Genomic DNA, 14,921 nt, shown 5'->3' with positions numbered 1-14,921 from the left:
GCGATACTCGTACCACGTCCCGAGGTCGTCAGATCGGGACGCCGGGCTCCTCGTAGTCGGTTCCGAGGATCACCATCGTCTGCGAGCGGTCGAACCCGTCCATCGTCGCGATCTGGCCGAACATGAGGTCGCGCAGGTCGTCGGTCGACTCGGCGTACACGCGCAACATCACGTCGTACTCGCCGGTCGTGAGGTGGACCTCGCGGACGCCCTCGACCTCGCGAAGCGTTTCGAGCGCGTCCTCCTCGTGGCCCTGCTGGACCCGCAGACCGACGAACGCCGAGACGCCGTAGCCGAGCGCCTTCGGGTCGACCTCCGCGCGGTACCCACGGAGGACGCCCGCCTCCTCCATGCGCGAGACGCGGTCGTGGACCGTCGCGCTCGACATGTCTATCCGTCGAGCGACCTCGCTGAACGGCGTCCGCGCGTCCTCCTGGAGGATCCGGAGGATCTCGCGGTCGGTGTCGTCGAGTTCCATAGCGGCTTCTGCCGCCTCGGGGCCTTTGCGGTTTGGGTTCCCGTGACGTGCGCCGCCGGAGACAACGCGCTACTCCTCGGCGACCGACCGCACCGCCCGCGCGGCCGCCAGCGCCTCCTCGTGGACGCCGCCGTTCGAGGCGACCAGCCCCGTCGAGTCGTGGCGCCACGGCTCGCCGTCGAGATCGGTCACTGTGCCGCCGGCGACCCGGACCATGTGGACCCCGGCGACGGTGTCCCAGGGGTTGCAGTCGACGTTCGTGATCGTCGCGTCGAGCGCCCCCTCGGCGACCATCGCGAGCGTCGCCTGCGCCGAGCCGAACCGTCGCATGTCGCCGAAGCGCTCGACGATCTCGGCGCAGGCCCGGGCGTACTCGTCGCGCGCGTCGAGGTCCCACCAGACGGTCGGCGTCGCCGCCGCGGTCTCCGGGTCCGTCCGGTCGCTGACGGTCACCCGCGTGCCGTTGCGGTACGTCGCCTCCCCGTCGGCGACGTACACGTCGTCCATCGCCGGCAGGACGTTCGCGGCCGCGACCGGCTCGCCGTCGACGACCGCCGCCACGGCCGTCGCGAACGCCCGGATGTCCCGGACGTAGTTGTTCGTCCCGTCGATGGGGTCGATCACCCACGCGGCGCCCGAGTCCGGGACCGCCTTCAGCTCGTCCTCCTCCTCCCCGACGATCACGTCCTCGGGGAAGTCCTCGCGGATCCGCTCGATGACGGCCCGCTGGCTCGCCAGGTCGGCCTCCGTCACCACGTCCGTCTTGCCGGTCTTCCGCTCCACGTCGATGCCGTCGCGGAACCGAGCGCCGGCGACTGCCGCCCCCGCCCGCGCGGCCGCCTCGGCGACTGCCGCCCGACCGGATCCGCCGTCGGGTTCGTTCGCTGTCATGCGCTCCCCCTGGGACACCAGCCCGGAATAGCCGTCGGTTCCGTACGGTTCCCGTGGGAGTTTACTCCCCCCGGCGAGAACCTCGTCGACGTGCCCGACGACGAGGACGACGCGAGCGACCCCTCGGGCCTCCCGGCGCCGTCGACGCCCGACGACCTCCCGGCGGACGTGGAGGCGGCCCTGACGCAGCTGATCGAGTCGGCGCGCGTCGCCGTCCGCGAGGGACGCCCCGACGAGGCGGTCGCCGCCGTCGACACGGCGCGGACGCTCGCTCGAAACAAGCTGCCGGACGGCGAGCGCACCGAGCGGCTCGTCCACGGCTGTGACCGCGTCGCCGACCTCGCGGCCGACGACCCCCCCGTCGCCACCGAATATCTCGACGCGATGCGCCGTCGGCTGCCGTGACCGCGCGGTGCTGCGATCGACTACTCGAAACCGAGTTGCTCCTCTTCGCCGCATCCGCCGATTTCCGCCCGAAGCGGCCGTGACGACTGTTTACTCGAAATCGACTCAGACCGGAGTTAAGTCACAGTACGTACACCCTTCATCCATGCGCCCAGGCGAGGCGGTCAGACAGATCGAGTACGTCATCGACGCGACGACGACCGACGGCGGCCGACGCTGTGCGGCCGGCTACCGCCCGGCGTTCGAACGCGTTCACGCCGCCGGGAGCGGCGACGACGTGGCCGACCTCGCGGCCGTCCTCGGCGAGGAGGTCCGCGACGGCGCGCGACCCGACCCCGCGGAGGCCGGTCGCGTCGCCGACGAACTGCTCGGCGTCGCGACCGACGGCGGGGAGTAACGACACCCTACTCTACGTCGACGCCCATCGGTCGACAGACGAAACTCGATCCAGCCGTCCCTCCACCGCGTTCGCTCACACCCCGAGCCGTGGGGCCGTCGATCTCGCTCCCCGTCAGCGTCGCGCCCGAACCGGGTTCCCGGCGCTGATGAACGGCTCGTCTCCGTCCTCGGCGACGAACGACAGCCGGTCACCGTTCCGGCTGACTTCCCACTTCGGCAACTCCGGAACCCCGTGATCGGCGGGGTCGCCGTAGCAGCCCGCGATCACCCACGTTCGCGCGAGCATCGTCGATCGTTCCGCTCTCGGTCGATCCGTCACATCGTCGCGACCGTTCTCGCGTCTCGATACCGGGCGTTCGTCCCGGCCCGCCTCTCTCGACATATGATTTAGGCCAGCCTAATCGAATAAGTCGGTTTCGAAGTTTAGGCGGGCCGAAACCAACGGGCGGTTCGTCGGTCGGTTCGATCGCCGTTCGCTGCACCCCTCGGTGTGCTCGCAGCGCCTATAGAGAAGCGAATCTGAGATCACGGTGAACCTGCGGCTCGTCGGTGTTCCGAGTGAGTTTTGCGAGGGAAGAGCGCTCCGAGAGCGTCTTCCGCATCACGGGGAGTGACCCCGGCGATGCGAGGGAAGGGATTTGAACCCTTGGACCTCTACAGGAGCGGATCTTGAGTCCGCCGCCGTTTCCAGGCTTGGCTACCCTCGCACGCAGTTACGGGAGGGGTCCCCCCGAGGGTTAATGCTCCGATTTTCGACGACCGCCGTGACGCCGGCGCGTCAGCGCCCTCGCCGCGGCGCGGTCCCGGCCTGGCGCAGCGACATGTACAACACGGTCCCGAACGACCCCAACAGCAGTCCGAACTCCACCCCGTCCGGGTCGCCGCCGTCGCCCGAGAGAAACAGGAGGAAGCTCGCCGCCGCGGCGCCGAGCGCGAGCGCGTACAGCACGGCCGGACGCGACCCCGGATCGCTCACCACGCGCCACGTCCGGATCGCGTCGTTTCGGGCCCGTCTACCGATCGACCGAACCCACGCAGCAACTCGTCGGAGGAATCCCATCGGATACGCGTTCTTCGACACCGCGACAGTAAAACCGTTCGTCGGGTTCCACGCCCGCGGCGACGCCGCTGTCGACGACGACCCGTCCTGGACGATGGTGTTAGGAACCTCGCGCGCGGACTCGACGGCATGGACGACCACACGCGCGACCTGAGCGTCGCGCCGCCGCTCGGCGACCCGACCGGGTGGCGCGCCGACGAGCGCGTCTGGGAGCACGCCACCCTCAGACGGGCGACCGAACACGGCGTCCGCCTGTTCAACGCCGGCGACTACCACGAGTCCCACGACTGCTTCGAGGACGAGTGGTACAACTACGGACGCGGCTCCGTCGAGAGCGCCTTCCTCCACGGGATGGTGCAGGTCGCCGCCGGAGGGTACAAACACGTCGACTTCGAGAACGACGACGGCATGCGCAGCCTCTTCGAGACGGCGCTGCAGTACCTCCACGGGGTTCCCGACGACTTCTACGGGGTGAACGTCGACGACGTTCGCGGGACGCTCCGTCGGGCGCTCGACGACCCGGCCGTGCTCGACGGCTGGCGGATCGAACTCGACGGACAGCGCGTGACCGCCTACGAGGCCGACTACGAGTACGTCGAGTCGCTGGATCACTGAGCGGTCGTCGGTTCGTCGTTCCCGGATACCGCCCCGGATCGGCCGCGACCCCCGCGCTTTTCGCCCCGCGAGCGAACCGGCGAGCATGGACGGATTCGACCTCCTCCGCGACCTCACCGAGTCCCACGGCCCCGTCGGCTACGAGACGGAACCGCGCGAGATCGTCGTCCGCGAGTTCGAGCGCGCCGTCGACCGCGTCCGGACCGACGCGATGGGCAACGTCGTCGGCACCGTCGAGGGCGACGACGACGCGCCGGAACTCCTGATCGCCGCACACATGGACGAGATCGGGTTCATGGTCCGCCACGTCGACGACGACGGCTTCGTCCGCGTCAGTTCCCTCGGCGGCTGGAACCCCGAGATCCTCCGCTCGGCGCGCGTTCGCGTTCATGCTGACGAGGGGGCCGACCCTGTCGACGGCGTCATCGGCGCGATCCCGGCCCACGTCCGCGACACCGAGTCCGAACAGGACGTCGAGGACGTCGCGATCGACGTCGGACTGGATGCCGAGGCGGCCCGCGAGCGGATCGCCGTCGGCGACGTGGTGACGATGCGCGCGCCGACCGAGCGGGTCGGCGAGTGCGTCGGCGGGAAAGCGCTCGACGACCGCGCTGGCGTCTGGGCGATGCTGCGGGCGGCCGCGCGGGCCGATCCCGACGCGACGGTCCACTACGTCGCGACCACCCAGGAGGAGGTCGGGCTCCGCGGCGCCGAGGCCGTCGGCATCGACGTGGATCCCGACCTCGCAATCGCGGTCGACGGCACGCTCGAACGGGGCGTCCCCGGCGTAGACGAGGCGGACCGCGTGACGACGCTCGGCGACGGCGTCGCGGTCAAGCGAAAGGACGCCACGGTCGTCCCGACGCCCGCGGTCGTCCGTCGGTTGGAGGCGCTCGCGGAGGAGCGCGACATCCTGTACCAGCGGGAGGTGGCAGCGAACATCGGTACCGACACGGGCGCGCTGCAGACGGCCGCGGGGTCGACGCCGGTCGGCGCCGTCTCGATCCCGGTCCGATACCATCACTCGACGGTCGAGACGGCTCACGTCGACGACCTGGCCGCGACGGTGGACCTCCTGACGGCCGCCGTCGAGGCGGCCCCCGACGGCCTCCGATAGAGCGGGCCGGCGCTCGGCGAGCCGGGCACCGCTCTTCCACCGGTGAGTCCGCCGGTACGCTCATGGCGATCGGAGTGCGTGGTGTGAGATGACAGCACATGCCCGACATGCCCGAGGATCCGGACCGCCTGCTGACGGTCGCCGTCGTCGGCGTCGCCGCCGTGTTCGTCGTCGCGCTGGGGGTGCTGGGGTACGTCGCGGCCTCGGGGGACGCCTCGACCGCCGAGCCGATGCGTGACGTGCAGTGGCGCTTCGACCGGGTGAACGACAGCCACGCGCGGATCGTCCACGACGGCGGGCCGACGGTTTCCCCCGACGGCCTGATGGTGTCGGTCGACGACATCGAACGGCACCCGACGTGGAGGTCCGAAACCCTCTCCGAGGGCGACTCGGGCGTCTTCAGGGCCGACGCCGGCTCGGACGTCGCGCTGCTGTGGGAGCGCAACCGGGTCGATCGCGTCGTGCTCGTACGCTGGACCGTTCCGGACGGCGGCGAGGGCTGAGTGCGGGGCGGAACTGTCGAGGCTCGGCCGTCGTGCGTGTCAGTTTCTGGCAAGGATTATATCGGAGGGGGTCGAACGTGTTCGACATGGCTTCGACGGCGTATCTGGTCAGCACGCTCGTGACGGGGCTGGTGCTGGTCGCGGTCGGGGCGTACGTCGCCCGGGCGTTCGCCTGGCGGAGTTGGGTTCGGGCGACCGGCGCGGGCGTCGGGAGCGACGACGGGTCGGCCCCGGAGCTTCCCGGCGAGACCGCCGACCCCTCGGTGGCCCCGCTGGCGGTCGGCGGCGTGTTGGTCGTCGCGGCCGGCGCCGGCGTCGGCGCGGCGGTGGTCGCCGAGACCCCGGCGTTGGGCGCCCTCTTCGGGCTGTTCGCGGGCCTGCTCGCGCTGTACGTCACCTGGGGGGTTTACCACATCTGCCGGTCGCGGGGGATGACCTACGCGCAGGCGTTCGGCGCGGGCATCTGGCTGCTCGCGACGGTGTTCCTCGCGGGCATCGTCGCGAAGCTCCTCGTCGGGTGATCGACGGTGTCCGGTGACGAGGGCGTCCCCGCCGACGGACGGGGACTGGCGGCGGCGGGCGGGTCGCGGCTCCGGAGCGCGCTGTCCGACCACGGCGACCGGGGGACCGCCCTGCGGTGGGCGGTCCTCCTCTGCGTCGAGGCCGCGCTGCTTCTCGCGTACTTCGGGCTCACCGACGCGACGGTGATCCGCCTCGGCTACGTCCTCGCGCCCTTCGTCTGGATCAACGCCGGCCTCTGGGCGCTCGTCCGCGTCGACGCCCCGCCGGCGCCGCGTCGCCGCCGCGTCGCCGCGGGCGTCGCCGCCGTCGGCTACTTCCTCGTCCTCCTGACCGTGACCGGGCTCCTCGGCGGCGGCACGGGCGGTCCGCTCGGGTGGATCGACGTGGGGATGGCCTCCCCCGGCTGGGGGCCGGTCGTCCGCTTCGCGGGGACGCTGTTCTCGTTCACGCTCGTCCCGTATCGACTGATCGGGTACCTCGCGCTGTCGTACCTCGTGTACGCCCGGTTGCTGTCGGCGACGGCGGCGGCGCTGTCGGGCGTCGTGGGGCTCGCCTCGTGCGTGAGCTGCGGCTTCTCGGTCGTCCTCTCGCTGGTCGCTGGCGTCACCGGCGGGTCGTCCGCCGCCCTCGGCGCGGTGTACGCCGCCTCCGTCGAGGTGTCGACGGCGGCGTTTCTGTTGGCGGTCGCGCTGCTGGTCGTGGATCCGAGTCGATTCGGCCGGTCTTGAGGAGTGGGTGGTGTGTCGCGCGGTCGGCGGCGGGGGCTCGACGACCGCGCTCGGAGCCTCAGATGATAGAGTACGCCGCGGCGAACGTCAGCGCGAGCGCGCCGACTAGCCCGGCCAGCACAACCAGCGTCACCGCGCGGGGCTCGTACTTGAGGTGCTGGTAGTAGCCGACGACGAACAGCGCCTTCACCGCCGACAGCACCAGTATCGCCACGAACGCGGTCCAGTACATCGAGTCCAGGAAGCCGGCGCGCTCGACGGCCACCTGCGCCGTCGCGATGACGAACAGGACCACGTATATCGCCGTGTACAGTTTGAGTGATGTCATGTTTCGGTCACCTCACACGATGTAGAACAGCGGGAACAGGAACAGCCACACCACGTCCACGAAGTGCCAGTAGAGCCCGAAGTACTCGATGGGCTCCTCCTCCCCGAGGTACGCGCCGCGGGCGGCGCGAACGATCATGTACAGTGTGATCAGAAGCCCGACGGCGACGTGCGCGCCGTGGAGCCCAGTCGTCAGGTAGAACGTCGACGATGCGATGTTCGTCGACAGCCCCCACCCGTCGGGGAAGCCGGCCTCGTGGACGTGGAACAGGTGGCTCCACTCCATCGCCTTGTTGATCAGGAACCCGACCCCCAGCAGGAAGGTGGCCGAGAGGCTCCCGACCACCCACAGTTGCTTGCGCCGCTGCGCGGCGACCATCGCGATCACGACGGTGAAACTGCTCGTGAGCAGGAGGTAGGTGTTGATCAGCCCCGGGAGTGGGACGTGCGCGGCCGGGATCATGTGGTGCCACGACTCCCAGCCGTACGCGACTCGGACGAACGCGTACGCGCCGATGAACGCGCCGAACAGCACCACGTCCGAGGCGAGGAACACCCACATCCCGAGCTTCGTGTTCTCCACGTCGCCGAAGGGCCACTGGGCGGCCCACTCGACCACGGGCCCGTCGAAGGGCTCCATCGTCATCGCCACGAGCGAACTCACCGTGACGATGCCGCCAGCCACGAGGAAGCCGAGGTACACGTCCCCGGCCATCCCGTCGACGAACGACCCCTCGCTGATCCCCGAGGCGCCCACGAGGGTGAGGAACGCGCCCAGCGAAACGATCACCGGCCAGACGCTCGCGTGGCTCACGTGGCCGTCGTGTTCCGTCTCGACGGGCGTCGCCGCCGGCGTCGCGCCCTCGCGTGTCACGACCGCCCCCCCGTCGGACGCCGCGGTTCCGCCGTCGGCGGCGGCCGTGGCGCCGTGGGCGTCGCCGCCGGCCGTCTCCGCGTGGACCTCCTCCTCGTCGCGGAACTCGAGTTCGCCGGACGTGTAGTCGGGGTACCCCGGGAAGTTCTCCAGCGGCGGCGGCGACGGCACCGTCCACTCGGCGGTGCTTGCGTACTCCCACGGCCGGGCGGACGCCTCATCGCCGTCCCACGCGCTCCGGTAGAGGTTGTAGAACATCACGAGGAACGACGAGCCGAGCAGGAAGCCCCCGATCGTCGCGATCTGGTGCCACGGCTCCAGCTCCGCCTGGTAGGCGAACACCCGGCGGGGCGTCTCCCAGGCGACGAACATCGGGAAGTAGAGCAGGTTGAAGCCCACGAAGTACATCACGAAGTGGACCTTCCCGAGGAACTCGTCGTACATCCGGCCGGTGAGCTTCGGGAACCAGTAATAGAGCCCGCCCACGAGCGCGGTGACGCCGCCCACCATCACGTAGTGGAAGTGCGCGACCACCCAGTAGGTGCCGCGGAACTCGTAGTCGAGGACGACCGCCCCGAGGAACACGCCGGTGATCCCCCCGAGGATGAACAACACGAGCGCGCCGAAGTTGAACAGGAACGGCGTCGAGAAGCGGATGTCGCCCTTCTTCATCGTGTAGATGAGCGCGAAGACCATCAGGTCGAACGGCAACGAGATGCCGATGGTCGTCGCCATGAACACCGTTTTGGCGTTCAGCGAGATGCTCGTGAGGAACATGTGGTGCATCCACACGAAGAAGCTCTGCAGCGCCACCAGCACCATCGAGGCGATGAACCACTTGCGGCCGACGATCCGCCGGCCCGTGAACGTCTGGAACGTCTCGGCCATGATGCCCAGCGCCGGGAAGAACACGATGTACACCTCCGGGTGGCCGAAGAACCAGAACAGGTGGGTCCACAGAAGCGACCCGCCGGGACTGGTCTGGGCGAAGTAGGTCGTCCCGAGGATGCGATCCGACGAGAGGATGAGCAGCGCCGCCAACAGCGCGGCGAACGCGAACAGCATCATCCAGACGGTGAGGAGGATCGTCCACGAGAACAGCGGCATGTTCCACAGCGACAGCCCCTTCGCGCGCATCCGATGGATGGTGGTGATGAAGTTCACCGACCCGACCGTCACCGAGGCGGTGAACAGTATCAACGCGAGGATCGTCGCCGTCGCGCCGACGCTCGGGAGGAACGTCGGCACGCTCAGCGGGGCGTACATCGTCCACCCGCCCGAGAACGACGACCCCTGGAAGAACGACACGCCGAACAGCAGCCCGGAGAAGAGATACAGCCAGTAGCTCAGGGCGTTCAGGCGCGGGAACGCCAGGTCCTTCGCGCCGATCTGGAGGGGGACGATGTAGTTCGCGAAGCCGAACGCGAACGGCGAGAGGAACCAGAACACCATCAACAGGCCGTGGGCCGACACCGCCTGGTTGTACGCGACCGGGCCGAGCAGGCCTTCGCCCGCCGCACGCGACACCCACATCTGGCTCCGCATCAACAGCGCGAGCACCCCGCCGAACACGAGGAAGAACAGCGACGTGCCGAGGTACAACAGGCCGATGTCCTTGTGGTTCGTCGTGACGAACCACCGCTTCAGGGTCTTCGAATCCGGGAGATCCGGCGTCGCGAGGACGCTCCTCCGGTCGTCGGGAGCGCTCACGCGCCCACCCCCGCCGGCGCTGCGATCCGGTCGATCGTCGTCGAGACGCTCGCGTTCGTCTCGGCCCCGCCGTCACCGGCGGATCCGTTCGGCGCCGACGTGTTCGCGTACCACGCCTCGAACGCGTCCTCCTCCATGATCACCACCTGCGCGTCCATGTAGGAGTGTCCCGACCCGCACAGCTCGTAGCAGTGGGCCTGATACCTGCCCGGCTCGTCGGCGACGAACCAGGTCTCGGTGGTCTGACCCGGGATGGCGTCGGATTTCACCCGCAACTCCGGTATCCCGAAGTTGTGGAACACGTCCCGCGAGCTGACCACCAGGTGAACGTCGGTGTCGGTCGGCGCGCGCAACACGTCGCTCTCGTGGCCGTTCGGATAGATGAACGTCCAGGAGAACTGCCCGCCGACGACCTCGACCTCGATCGCCTCGGGGTCGGCCGCGGTCGACCCGGGGTCCTCGACGTACAGCAGCGTGAGGTACGTCCAGGAGATGAGCGAGACGACGATGACCGCGCTCATGCCGAAGGAGACGAACAGCTTCCCGCCCCCCTCGCTTCCCTTCGGGAGTTCGCCCAGTTGCGGCCGCTCGACGTCGTCGTGGTCGTGGTCGGCGCCGCGCCGGTACTGGTACGCCTTCAGCCCCATGTAGCCGAGCACGACGACGCCCACAGCCACCCCGAGAATCAGGAACACCTCGAAGATCCGATCGAACACCTGGGCCCTCGTACCTCGGGGGACGAGTCCGCTCCCGCCCGTGTGGAGGAGCACGGCGTGGACTGCCGCAGCGTCACACGGTATCATGCCACACTACCAATTACGGCAAGTATTGATAGAACTATCGCCGATCGCACCCCGGTTTGCCCCCCGTTTCCCTTGGGTTCGCTCGCGTTCGCAACGCCGCCAGCGAAGTCAGACCTCGTGTTGTGGGATCCCGACCGTCCGGTCGAGCACGCCGGCGAGGACGGCTCCGTACACCCAGTGGGCGACCAGCGAGACGACCAGGAAGGTCCCGGCGATGACGGCCGACCCCTCCGGCATGAACGCGGGGACGAACCCGGTCCAGAAGATCGTCGCGAACGTCACGCCACGGAGGTACCGCGGCCCCTCCGGCGGGAGGTACGCGCCGACGACGAGGAACACCATCGGCAGCAGCACGGTCCCCATGGCGGCGAAGAGCGCGAGGCCGAGCGTGAGCGTCGGCTCGATGCCGAGCAGCTCCGTGAGGGGGACGAACTCCGCGATCGGGTCGGGACGGAACAGCCCCAGCGCCGCCGGGATCCCCACCAGTACCGGGATCATCGTCAGCATCCCGAGCAGCCCGCCGAGCATCCCGACCCCGAGCACCTTGACGGTGATCGGGATCGCCAGCTCCGAACCGGACTCGATCACCGTCGACTCGCCGCCCGCGATCTCGGTTGGCTCGCTCATTGTCGCGAAGATGTTCGCCGCCGTGCATGTTAACTGTTATCAATGGACACTTTTCGGACCGGTCCGATCGCGGACACGACGCGCCCGGAACCGCGTTCCTCAAATGCGTACCGGGCGGAGATCGGGTATATGCGAATTCGCCAACTGGGGACGGGCGTCCCCGAGGTGGCCGTCGTCGCCGGGATCCACGGCGACGAGCCCTGCGGACCGCGGGCCGTCGAGAGACTGCTCGCCGCCGACCCCGACGTGGAGCGCCCGGTGAAGCTGATCGTCGCGAACGAGGAGGCGCTCGAGGCGGGCGTTCGCTACACCGAGGAGGACCTGAACCGCGCGTTCCCCGGCGACCCGAACGGCGACACCCACGAGTCGCAGTTGGCCCACCACCTCATGGCCGAACTGGAGGGCTGTACGGCGCTCGCGCTCCACTCGACGCAGTCGACGGCCGAGCCGTTCGCCGTCGCCGAAACCGTCGACGAGATCGCCCGCGCCATCGTCCCGCATCTGTCGGTGACGAAGCTGCTGCAGACGGAGGGGCTCGCGGAGGGGCGGCTCATCCGGCACCCGCACACCATCGAGGTCGAGTGCGGGCTCCAGGGAACCGACGAGGCCGCCGAGAACGCCTACCGACTGGTTCGCGGGTTCCTCGCCGCGACGGGGGCGCTTCCGGACGCGACCCCGGCGACGGCGGCGCCGAGCGGCGTCACCGATCGCGAATCCGCGTCCGATGGCGAGTCCGACATCGGGGCCGACGCCGCCTCCGACGGCGGCACGGCGGCGCACGTGGAGGTGTTCGAACTCGTCGACCCCGTGCCGAAGCCGCCGGCCGACGAGTACGAGGTGTTCGTCGAGAACTTCACCGAGGTGGCCGTGGGCGAACGCTTCGCCGCCGCCGACGGCGAGGTGTTCACCGCCGACACGTCCTTCTATCCGGCGCTGATGTCGCCGTACGGCTACGCCGACCTGTTCGGCTACGCCGCCGACCGCGTCGGCGTGCTCGACGACTGACTCTCGTCGACGTCCGCTGCGATCGACCCGCGTCGGTGTCCGCTGCGACTGATCCGCGCCTGCGTCGGGATGAGCCGACTCAGGCTTCCTCGTCCAGGTCCTCGAGCTCCTCGATCGGTTCGAGGTCGTCGCTCAACAGTTTCTTCGCGCCGACCGCGAGGGCGACGAGCAGTGCCACCGCCACGAGGATACCGACCGCCTTCCCGGCACCCGATCCGGACGAGTCGTCCTCGTCGTCCGCCTCGCCCGCATCGAGGGCCTCGGCCGCGTCGCTCCCGTCCGTTCCGCCCCCGATCGAGGAGGGGCCGACGTCGATCCCGTCGTGAAAGTGCAACTCGAACAGCGTGATGTCCGCCATGTCCGACGGATCGTTCGGCGACCTGTTATCGGTTTGGATCGTGTCGTCTCGCCGGCGGCTGGCGCCCGCCGTCGCGTCGCCGGATCAGAACCGGTCCCACTCGTAGAACCACCACGCGGCCCCCAGCAACAGCAGCCCGGCGCCGAACGCCGAGGTCGCCGGCTCCGGGAACACGAACAGCAGGAAGCCGAGGACGAGGACGGTCGTCGGGGCGATATCGTCCGACAGCGATGACCAGGAGAGATCCATCGTGGAACACGTCGCGGCCGACGTACTTGTCGGTTTTCGCCGTTCCCGTGCCGATGCGTTCGGACGGTCGGGCCGACCGATCACCGCCGGCGCAGTTCGATCTCCTGTCCCTCGATGTCCTCGAAGGCGGCGACGAGGCCGCCGACGCTCACGCGGCCGCCGTCGGGGTCGTCGACGGTAAAGGAGGCGACCTGCTCGGAGGCGTCGTACTCGTAGTCGACGACGGTCCCCTCGACGCGGATCTCGTTGCCGGTCTCCACGTCGCGGCCGGTGACGGCCGCCTCGAAGTCGCCGTCGAGCTCGTGGATGTCCTTCACGGCCCGACGGATGGAGGCGTAGGTGCGGGGGAACGGCCGGCTCTCCCCGTCGGCCGAGAGCGTCTCGGCCGTCGACCAGAGGACGGTCCCGAAGAACCCGCTCACGAGGAACCCGAGCGCCGAGCGGTTGAAGATGACGCCGTAGCGGTCGCGGTCGTCCCGGAGGGCGTCCTGGGTGGCATACACCGAATACTCCCCGTCGGCGACGGCGATGACGGGCGTGGTGATGCCGCGGCGACCGCGCGCCTCTGTCGCGACGGCGTCGTAGTCGAACTCGCCGGGCGAGGGCGCCCGGGACGCGGGGGTCACGAGCAGTTCGACGGCGACGCCGTCCTCGATGCGCTGCTGGAGGATCCCCCGGAACCGCCGCAGCAGGTCGGGCGTCAGCGAGACGGCCAGCTCGTACTCGGCCGACTCGATGACCTCCTCGAGATACCGGAGGATCGTCGAGCGGGACTTCACCAGCGATACCGCCTCGGTGTCCCGTGTCGGGGCGGTGTATCGCGCCTCCAGCTCGTCGACCATCTCCGAGAGCGACGAGCGGATGTCGCCGAACGCCTCGTCGGGATCGACCGCGACGATCTTCATCGGACGCGACTCCCGAAGCTCCACCAGCCCGCGGTCCGAGAGGCTTCGAACCGTGTCGTACACGCGCGGCTGCGGGATATCGGTCTCGGTGGCGATCTCCGAGGCCGTGAGCTCGCCGTGTTCCAACACCGCGAGATAGGCGTCGATCTCGTACTCCCCGAGGTTGAACCGCTCGCCGACCCGCTCCATCGTCGTCCTGAGATCGTCGGTCATACCTCCCTGTTTGCACCCTTCCCTAAGGGTTTTACTGAAGACCGAGTTGTACCCGTTTTCGAAAGGGAGTTCACCACGGTCGGGCGGCTCGCGGCCCGCCCCTCGTCGGCTACATGTACATCCGGTCGGACGGCTGCTCCTCCTCCGAGTGTTCTTCCAGCCGTTCCGCGAGGCTCCGGTAGTGTTCGCCGACCTGGTCCGCGAACGCCTCGAGCGGTCCGGTGTCGACGTCCAGGCCGTACACCGCCTCGACCGCCTCGACGAGCCGGAGCGCCGCGTCGACATCCGGTACCTGCGGGTGGACGGGCGTGACGTACACGCACCCGCGGAGGTCGGACTCCATCGATCGGGCCATCAACGCCGCGTTCGTCCCGTCGAGGAAGCCGTTCGCCATCGGCTGCACGGTCCCCGGATCCGTCGGCTCCGTCGGTTCCTCGGATTCGGTTGTCCCTTCCGACTCCGCCGGTTCCGCCGCGTCGGATACGTCGACCGTGCCGGCCGCGTCGGTCGCGCCCGACGCCGCGACCGTCCCCCCCGCTCCTCCGACACCACCTTCGGCGGGGTCGCCGGCGGCCGGCCCGGCGTCGGGGTCGTCGTCGGGGAAGTGTGCGGCCCGGTAGTCGTCGCTGGCGACGTAGAACGCGCGGTGCTCCGCCGGCCCGTGCGGGAACGGCGCCCCGGACAGGACGGCGATCTCGTCGACGCTCGCCCGTTCGGTCCAGTCGAGGACGGCCCGCGAGAACGGCTCCGCCAACGAGTTCGGGACGAACAGTTCCCCCACGAGCATGGTCACGTCGAGGCCCTCGCGCGAGAAGAGGCGGGTAGGGTATCGCGGTCGCCCGTTCTCGAACGGCGTGATCGTCGGCAACCCCTCCGCCCTGATGTGGCCGGTCTGTTCGAGTCCGAGGTGGTCGACGAGGTAGTCGACGGCGGTCAGGCCCGCGAGCCCGAACTGAGAGAAGCCCGCGATGACCGTGCTTGCGGGCTCCCGGTCGGTCGCGACGTGGAACGTCGTCGGTTCGGCGTGACGGCTCATGTCAGCCGGTACGAACGGTTCCGTGTTAGCAGTACCGGGCGTACGACCCTGCGCCAGTACCGTGTGTTCCGACCCGGCGTCAGTCGAACACGCGTC

General features: G+C 69.4%; 20 protein-coding genes and 1 tRNA gene. 8 read left to right on the top strand and 13 right to left on the bottom strand.

Features of this window, described 5'->3' with window-relative positions; translation table 11 throughout:
* Positions 1-28: 28 nt before the first annotated feature.
* Positions 29-478: an Lrp/AsnC family transcriptional regulator gene (locus tag K6T36_RS01060; RefSeq protein ID WP_222922216.1), complete on the bottom strand. Its 450-nt coding sequence runs from the start codon at positions 476-478 to the stop codon at positions 29-31.
* Between the two features lie 69 nt (positions 479-547).
* Positions 548-1,369 carry an inositol monophosphatase family protein gene (locus K6T36_RS01055; RefSeq protein ID WP_222922215.1) on the bottom strand — a complete coding sequence of 274 codons (822 nt, stop codon included), beginning with the start codon at positions 1,367-1,369 and terminating at the stop codon, positions 548-550.
* A 90-nt stretch (positions 1,370-1,459) separates the two neighbouring features.
* Here K6T36_RS01055 and K6T36_RS01050 point away from each other — a divergent pair, with 90 nt between their 5' ends.
* Both K6T36_RS01050 and K6T36_RS01045 read left to right on the top strand, forming a co-directional pair.
* Positions 1,460-1,774 carry a DUF8101 family protein gene (locus tag K6T36_RS01050; RefSeq protein ID WP_222922214.1) on the top strand — a complete coding sequence of 105 codons (315 nt, stop codon included), beginning with the start codon at positions 1,460-1,462 and terminating at the stop codon, positions 1,772-1,774.
* 145 nt (positions 1,775-1,919) lie between these two features.
* Positions 1,920-2,171: a hypothetical protein gene (locus tag K6T36_RS01045; RefSeq protein ID WP_222607641.1), complete on the top strand. Its 252-nt coding sequence runs from the start codon at positions 1,920-1,922 to the stop codon at positions 2,169-2,171.
* 114 nt (positions 2,172-2,285) lie between these two features.
* On the opposite strand, the gene K6T36_RS01040 is transcribed toward K6T36_RS01045, so the two are convergent.
* From K6T36_RS01040 to K6T36_RS01030, 3 genes are all read right to left on the bottom strand, one after another.
* Positions 2,286-2,459 (bottom strand): hypothetical protein, encoded by a 174-nt coding sequence (locus tag K6T36_RS01040; RefSeq protein WP_222922213.1) that lies wholly within the window; start codon positions 2,457-2,459, stop codon positions 2,286-2,288.
* Between the two features lie 337 nt (positions 2,460-2,796).
* A tRNA-Leu gene (locus K6T36_RS01035) sits at positions 2,797-2,880 on the bottom strand.
* A gap of 71 nt (positions 2,881-2,951) precedes the next feature.
* Entirely contained in the window at positions 2,952-3,149 is a 198-nt protein-coding gene (locus K6T36_RS01030) for a hypothetical protein (RefSeq protein WP_222922212.1), read from the bottom strand.
* Positions 3,150-3,362: 213 nt separating this feature from the next.
* Between K6T36_RS01030 and K6T36_RS01025 the strand changes: the two genes are divergently transcribed.
* The 5 genes from K6T36_RS01025 (at position 3,363) to K6T36_RS01005 (ending at position 6,718) form a co-directional block, all read left to right on the top strand.
* Positions 3,363-3,848 carry a DUF309 domain-containing protein gene (locus K6T36_RS01025; protein ID WP_222922211.1) on the top strand — a complete coding sequence of 162 codons (486 nt, stop codon included), beginning with the start codon at positions 3,363-3,365 and terminating at the stop codon, positions 3,846-3,848.
* An 85-nt stretch (positions 3,849-3,933) separates the two neighbouring features.
* Complete coding sequence (locus K6T36_RS01020; RefSeq protein WP_222922210.1) at positions 3,934-4,965, top strand: M42 family metallopeptidase; 1,032 nt, start codon at positions 3,934-3,936, stop codon at positions 4,963-4,965.
* 98 nt (positions 4,966-5,063) lie between these two features.
* Entirely contained in the window at positions 5,064-5,468 is a 405-nt protein-coding gene (locus K6T36_RS01015; RefSeq protein WP_222922209.1) for a hypothetical protein, read from the top strand.
* An 86-nt stretch (positions 5,469-5,554) separates the two neighbouring features.
* Positions 5,555-5,989 carry a hypothetical protein gene (locus K6T36_RS01010; RefSeq protein WP_222922208.1) on the top strand — a complete coding sequence of 145 codons (435 nt, stop codon included), beginning with the start codon at positions 5,555-5,557 and terminating at the stop codon, positions 5,987-5,989.
* 6 nt (positions 5,990-5,995) lie between these two features.
* Positions 5,996-6,718, top strand: a complete 723-nt coding sequence (locus K6T36_RS01005) for a DUF7546 family protein (protein WP_222922207.1) — start codon at positions 5,996-5,998, stop codon at positions 6,716-6,718.
* 58 nt (positions 6,719-6,776) lie between these two features.
* On the opposite strand, the gene K6T36_RS01000 is transcribed toward K6T36_RS01005, so the two are convergent.
* From K6T36_RS01000 to K6T36_RS00985, 4 genes are all read right to left on the bottom strand, one after another.
* On the bottom strand, positions 6,777-7,046 hold the full coding sequence (locus tag K6T36_RS01000; RefSeq protein ID WP_222922206.1) for a cytochrome C oxidase subunit IV family protein: 270 nt from the start codon (positions 7,044-7,046) through the stop codon (positions 6,777-6,779).
* Positions 7,047-7,058: 12 nt separating this feature from the next.
* Positions 7,059-9,629, bottom strand: coding sequence for a cbb3-type cytochrome c oxidase subunit I (locus K6T36_RS00995; protein WP_222922205.1), 2,571 nt, complete (start codon positions 9,627-9,629; stop codon positions 7,059-7,061).
* Positions 9,626-10,432, bottom strand: a complete 807-nt coding sequence (gene coxB, locus K6T36_RS00990) for a cytochrome c oxidase subunit II (RefSeq protein WP_222922204.1) — start codon at positions 10,430-10,432, stop codon at positions 9,626-9,628. The genes K6T36_RS00995 and coxB overlap by 4 nt, the downstream gene beginning before the upstream one ends.
* 108 nt (positions 10,433-10,540) lie before the next feature.
* Complete coding sequence (locus tag K6T36_RS00985; protein ID WP_225935151.1) at positions 10,541-11,059, bottom strand: DUF6789 family protein; 519 nt, start codon at positions 11,057-11,059, stop codon at positions 10,541-10,543.
* A gap of 129 nt (positions 11,060-11,188) precedes the next feature.
* On the opposite strand from K6T36_RS00985, the gene K6T36_RS00980 reads away from it, so the two are divergent.
* Positions 11,189-12,064, top strand: a complete 876-nt coding sequence (locus K6T36_RS00980) for a M14 family metallopeptidase (RefSeq protein WP_222922203.1) — start codon at positions 11,189-11,191, stop codon at positions 12,062-12,064.
* A gap of 79 nt (positions 12,065-12,143) precedes the next feature.
* On the opposite strand, the gene K6T36_RS00975 is transcribed toward K6T36_RS00980, so the two are convergent.
* The 4 genes from K6T36_RS00975 to K6T36_RS00960 all read right to left on the bottom strand — a co-directional run bounded on the left by K6T36_RS00975 (position 12,144) and on the right by K6T36_RS00960 (position 14,825).
* Entirely contained in the window at positions 12,144-12,422 is a 279-nt protein-coding gene (locus K6T36_RS00975; RefSeq protein ID WP_222922202.1) for a hypothetical protein, read from the bottom strand.
* A gap of 84 nt (positions 12,423-12,506) precedes the next feature.
* Positions 12,507-12,671 carry a hypothetical protein gene (locus tag K6T36_RS00970; protein WP_222922201.1) on the bottom strand — a complete coding sequence of 55 codons (165 nt, stop codon included), beginning with the start codon at positions 12,669-12,671 and terminating at the stop codon, positions 12,507-12,509.
* 80 nt (positions 12,672-12,751) lie between these two features.
* The gene (gene trmB, locus K6T36_RS00965) at positions 12,752-13,789 is read right to left on the bottom strand and encodes an HTH-type sugar sensing transcriptional regulator TrmB (protein WP_222607627.1); all 1,038 of its coding nucleotides are present in this window, start codon (positions 13,787-13,789) and stop codon (positions 12,752-12,754) included.
* A 109-nt stretch (positions 13,790-13,898) separates the two neighbouring features.
* Entirely contained in the window at positions 13,899-14,825 is a 927-nt protein-coding gene (locus K6T36_RS00960; protein WP_222922200.1) for a proteasome assembly chaperone family protein, read from the bottom strand.
* Positions 14,826-14,921: the final 96 nt, after the last annotated feature.

Origin of the sequence: Halobaculum roseum (assembly GCF_019880245.1) — an archaeon.
In the GTDB taxonomy this organism is placed as follows: Archaea; Halobacteriota; Halobacteria; order Halobacteriales; family Haloferacaceae; genus Halobaculum; species Halobaculum roseum.
This window is presented reverse-complemented; position numbering and strand designations above follow the sequence as displayed.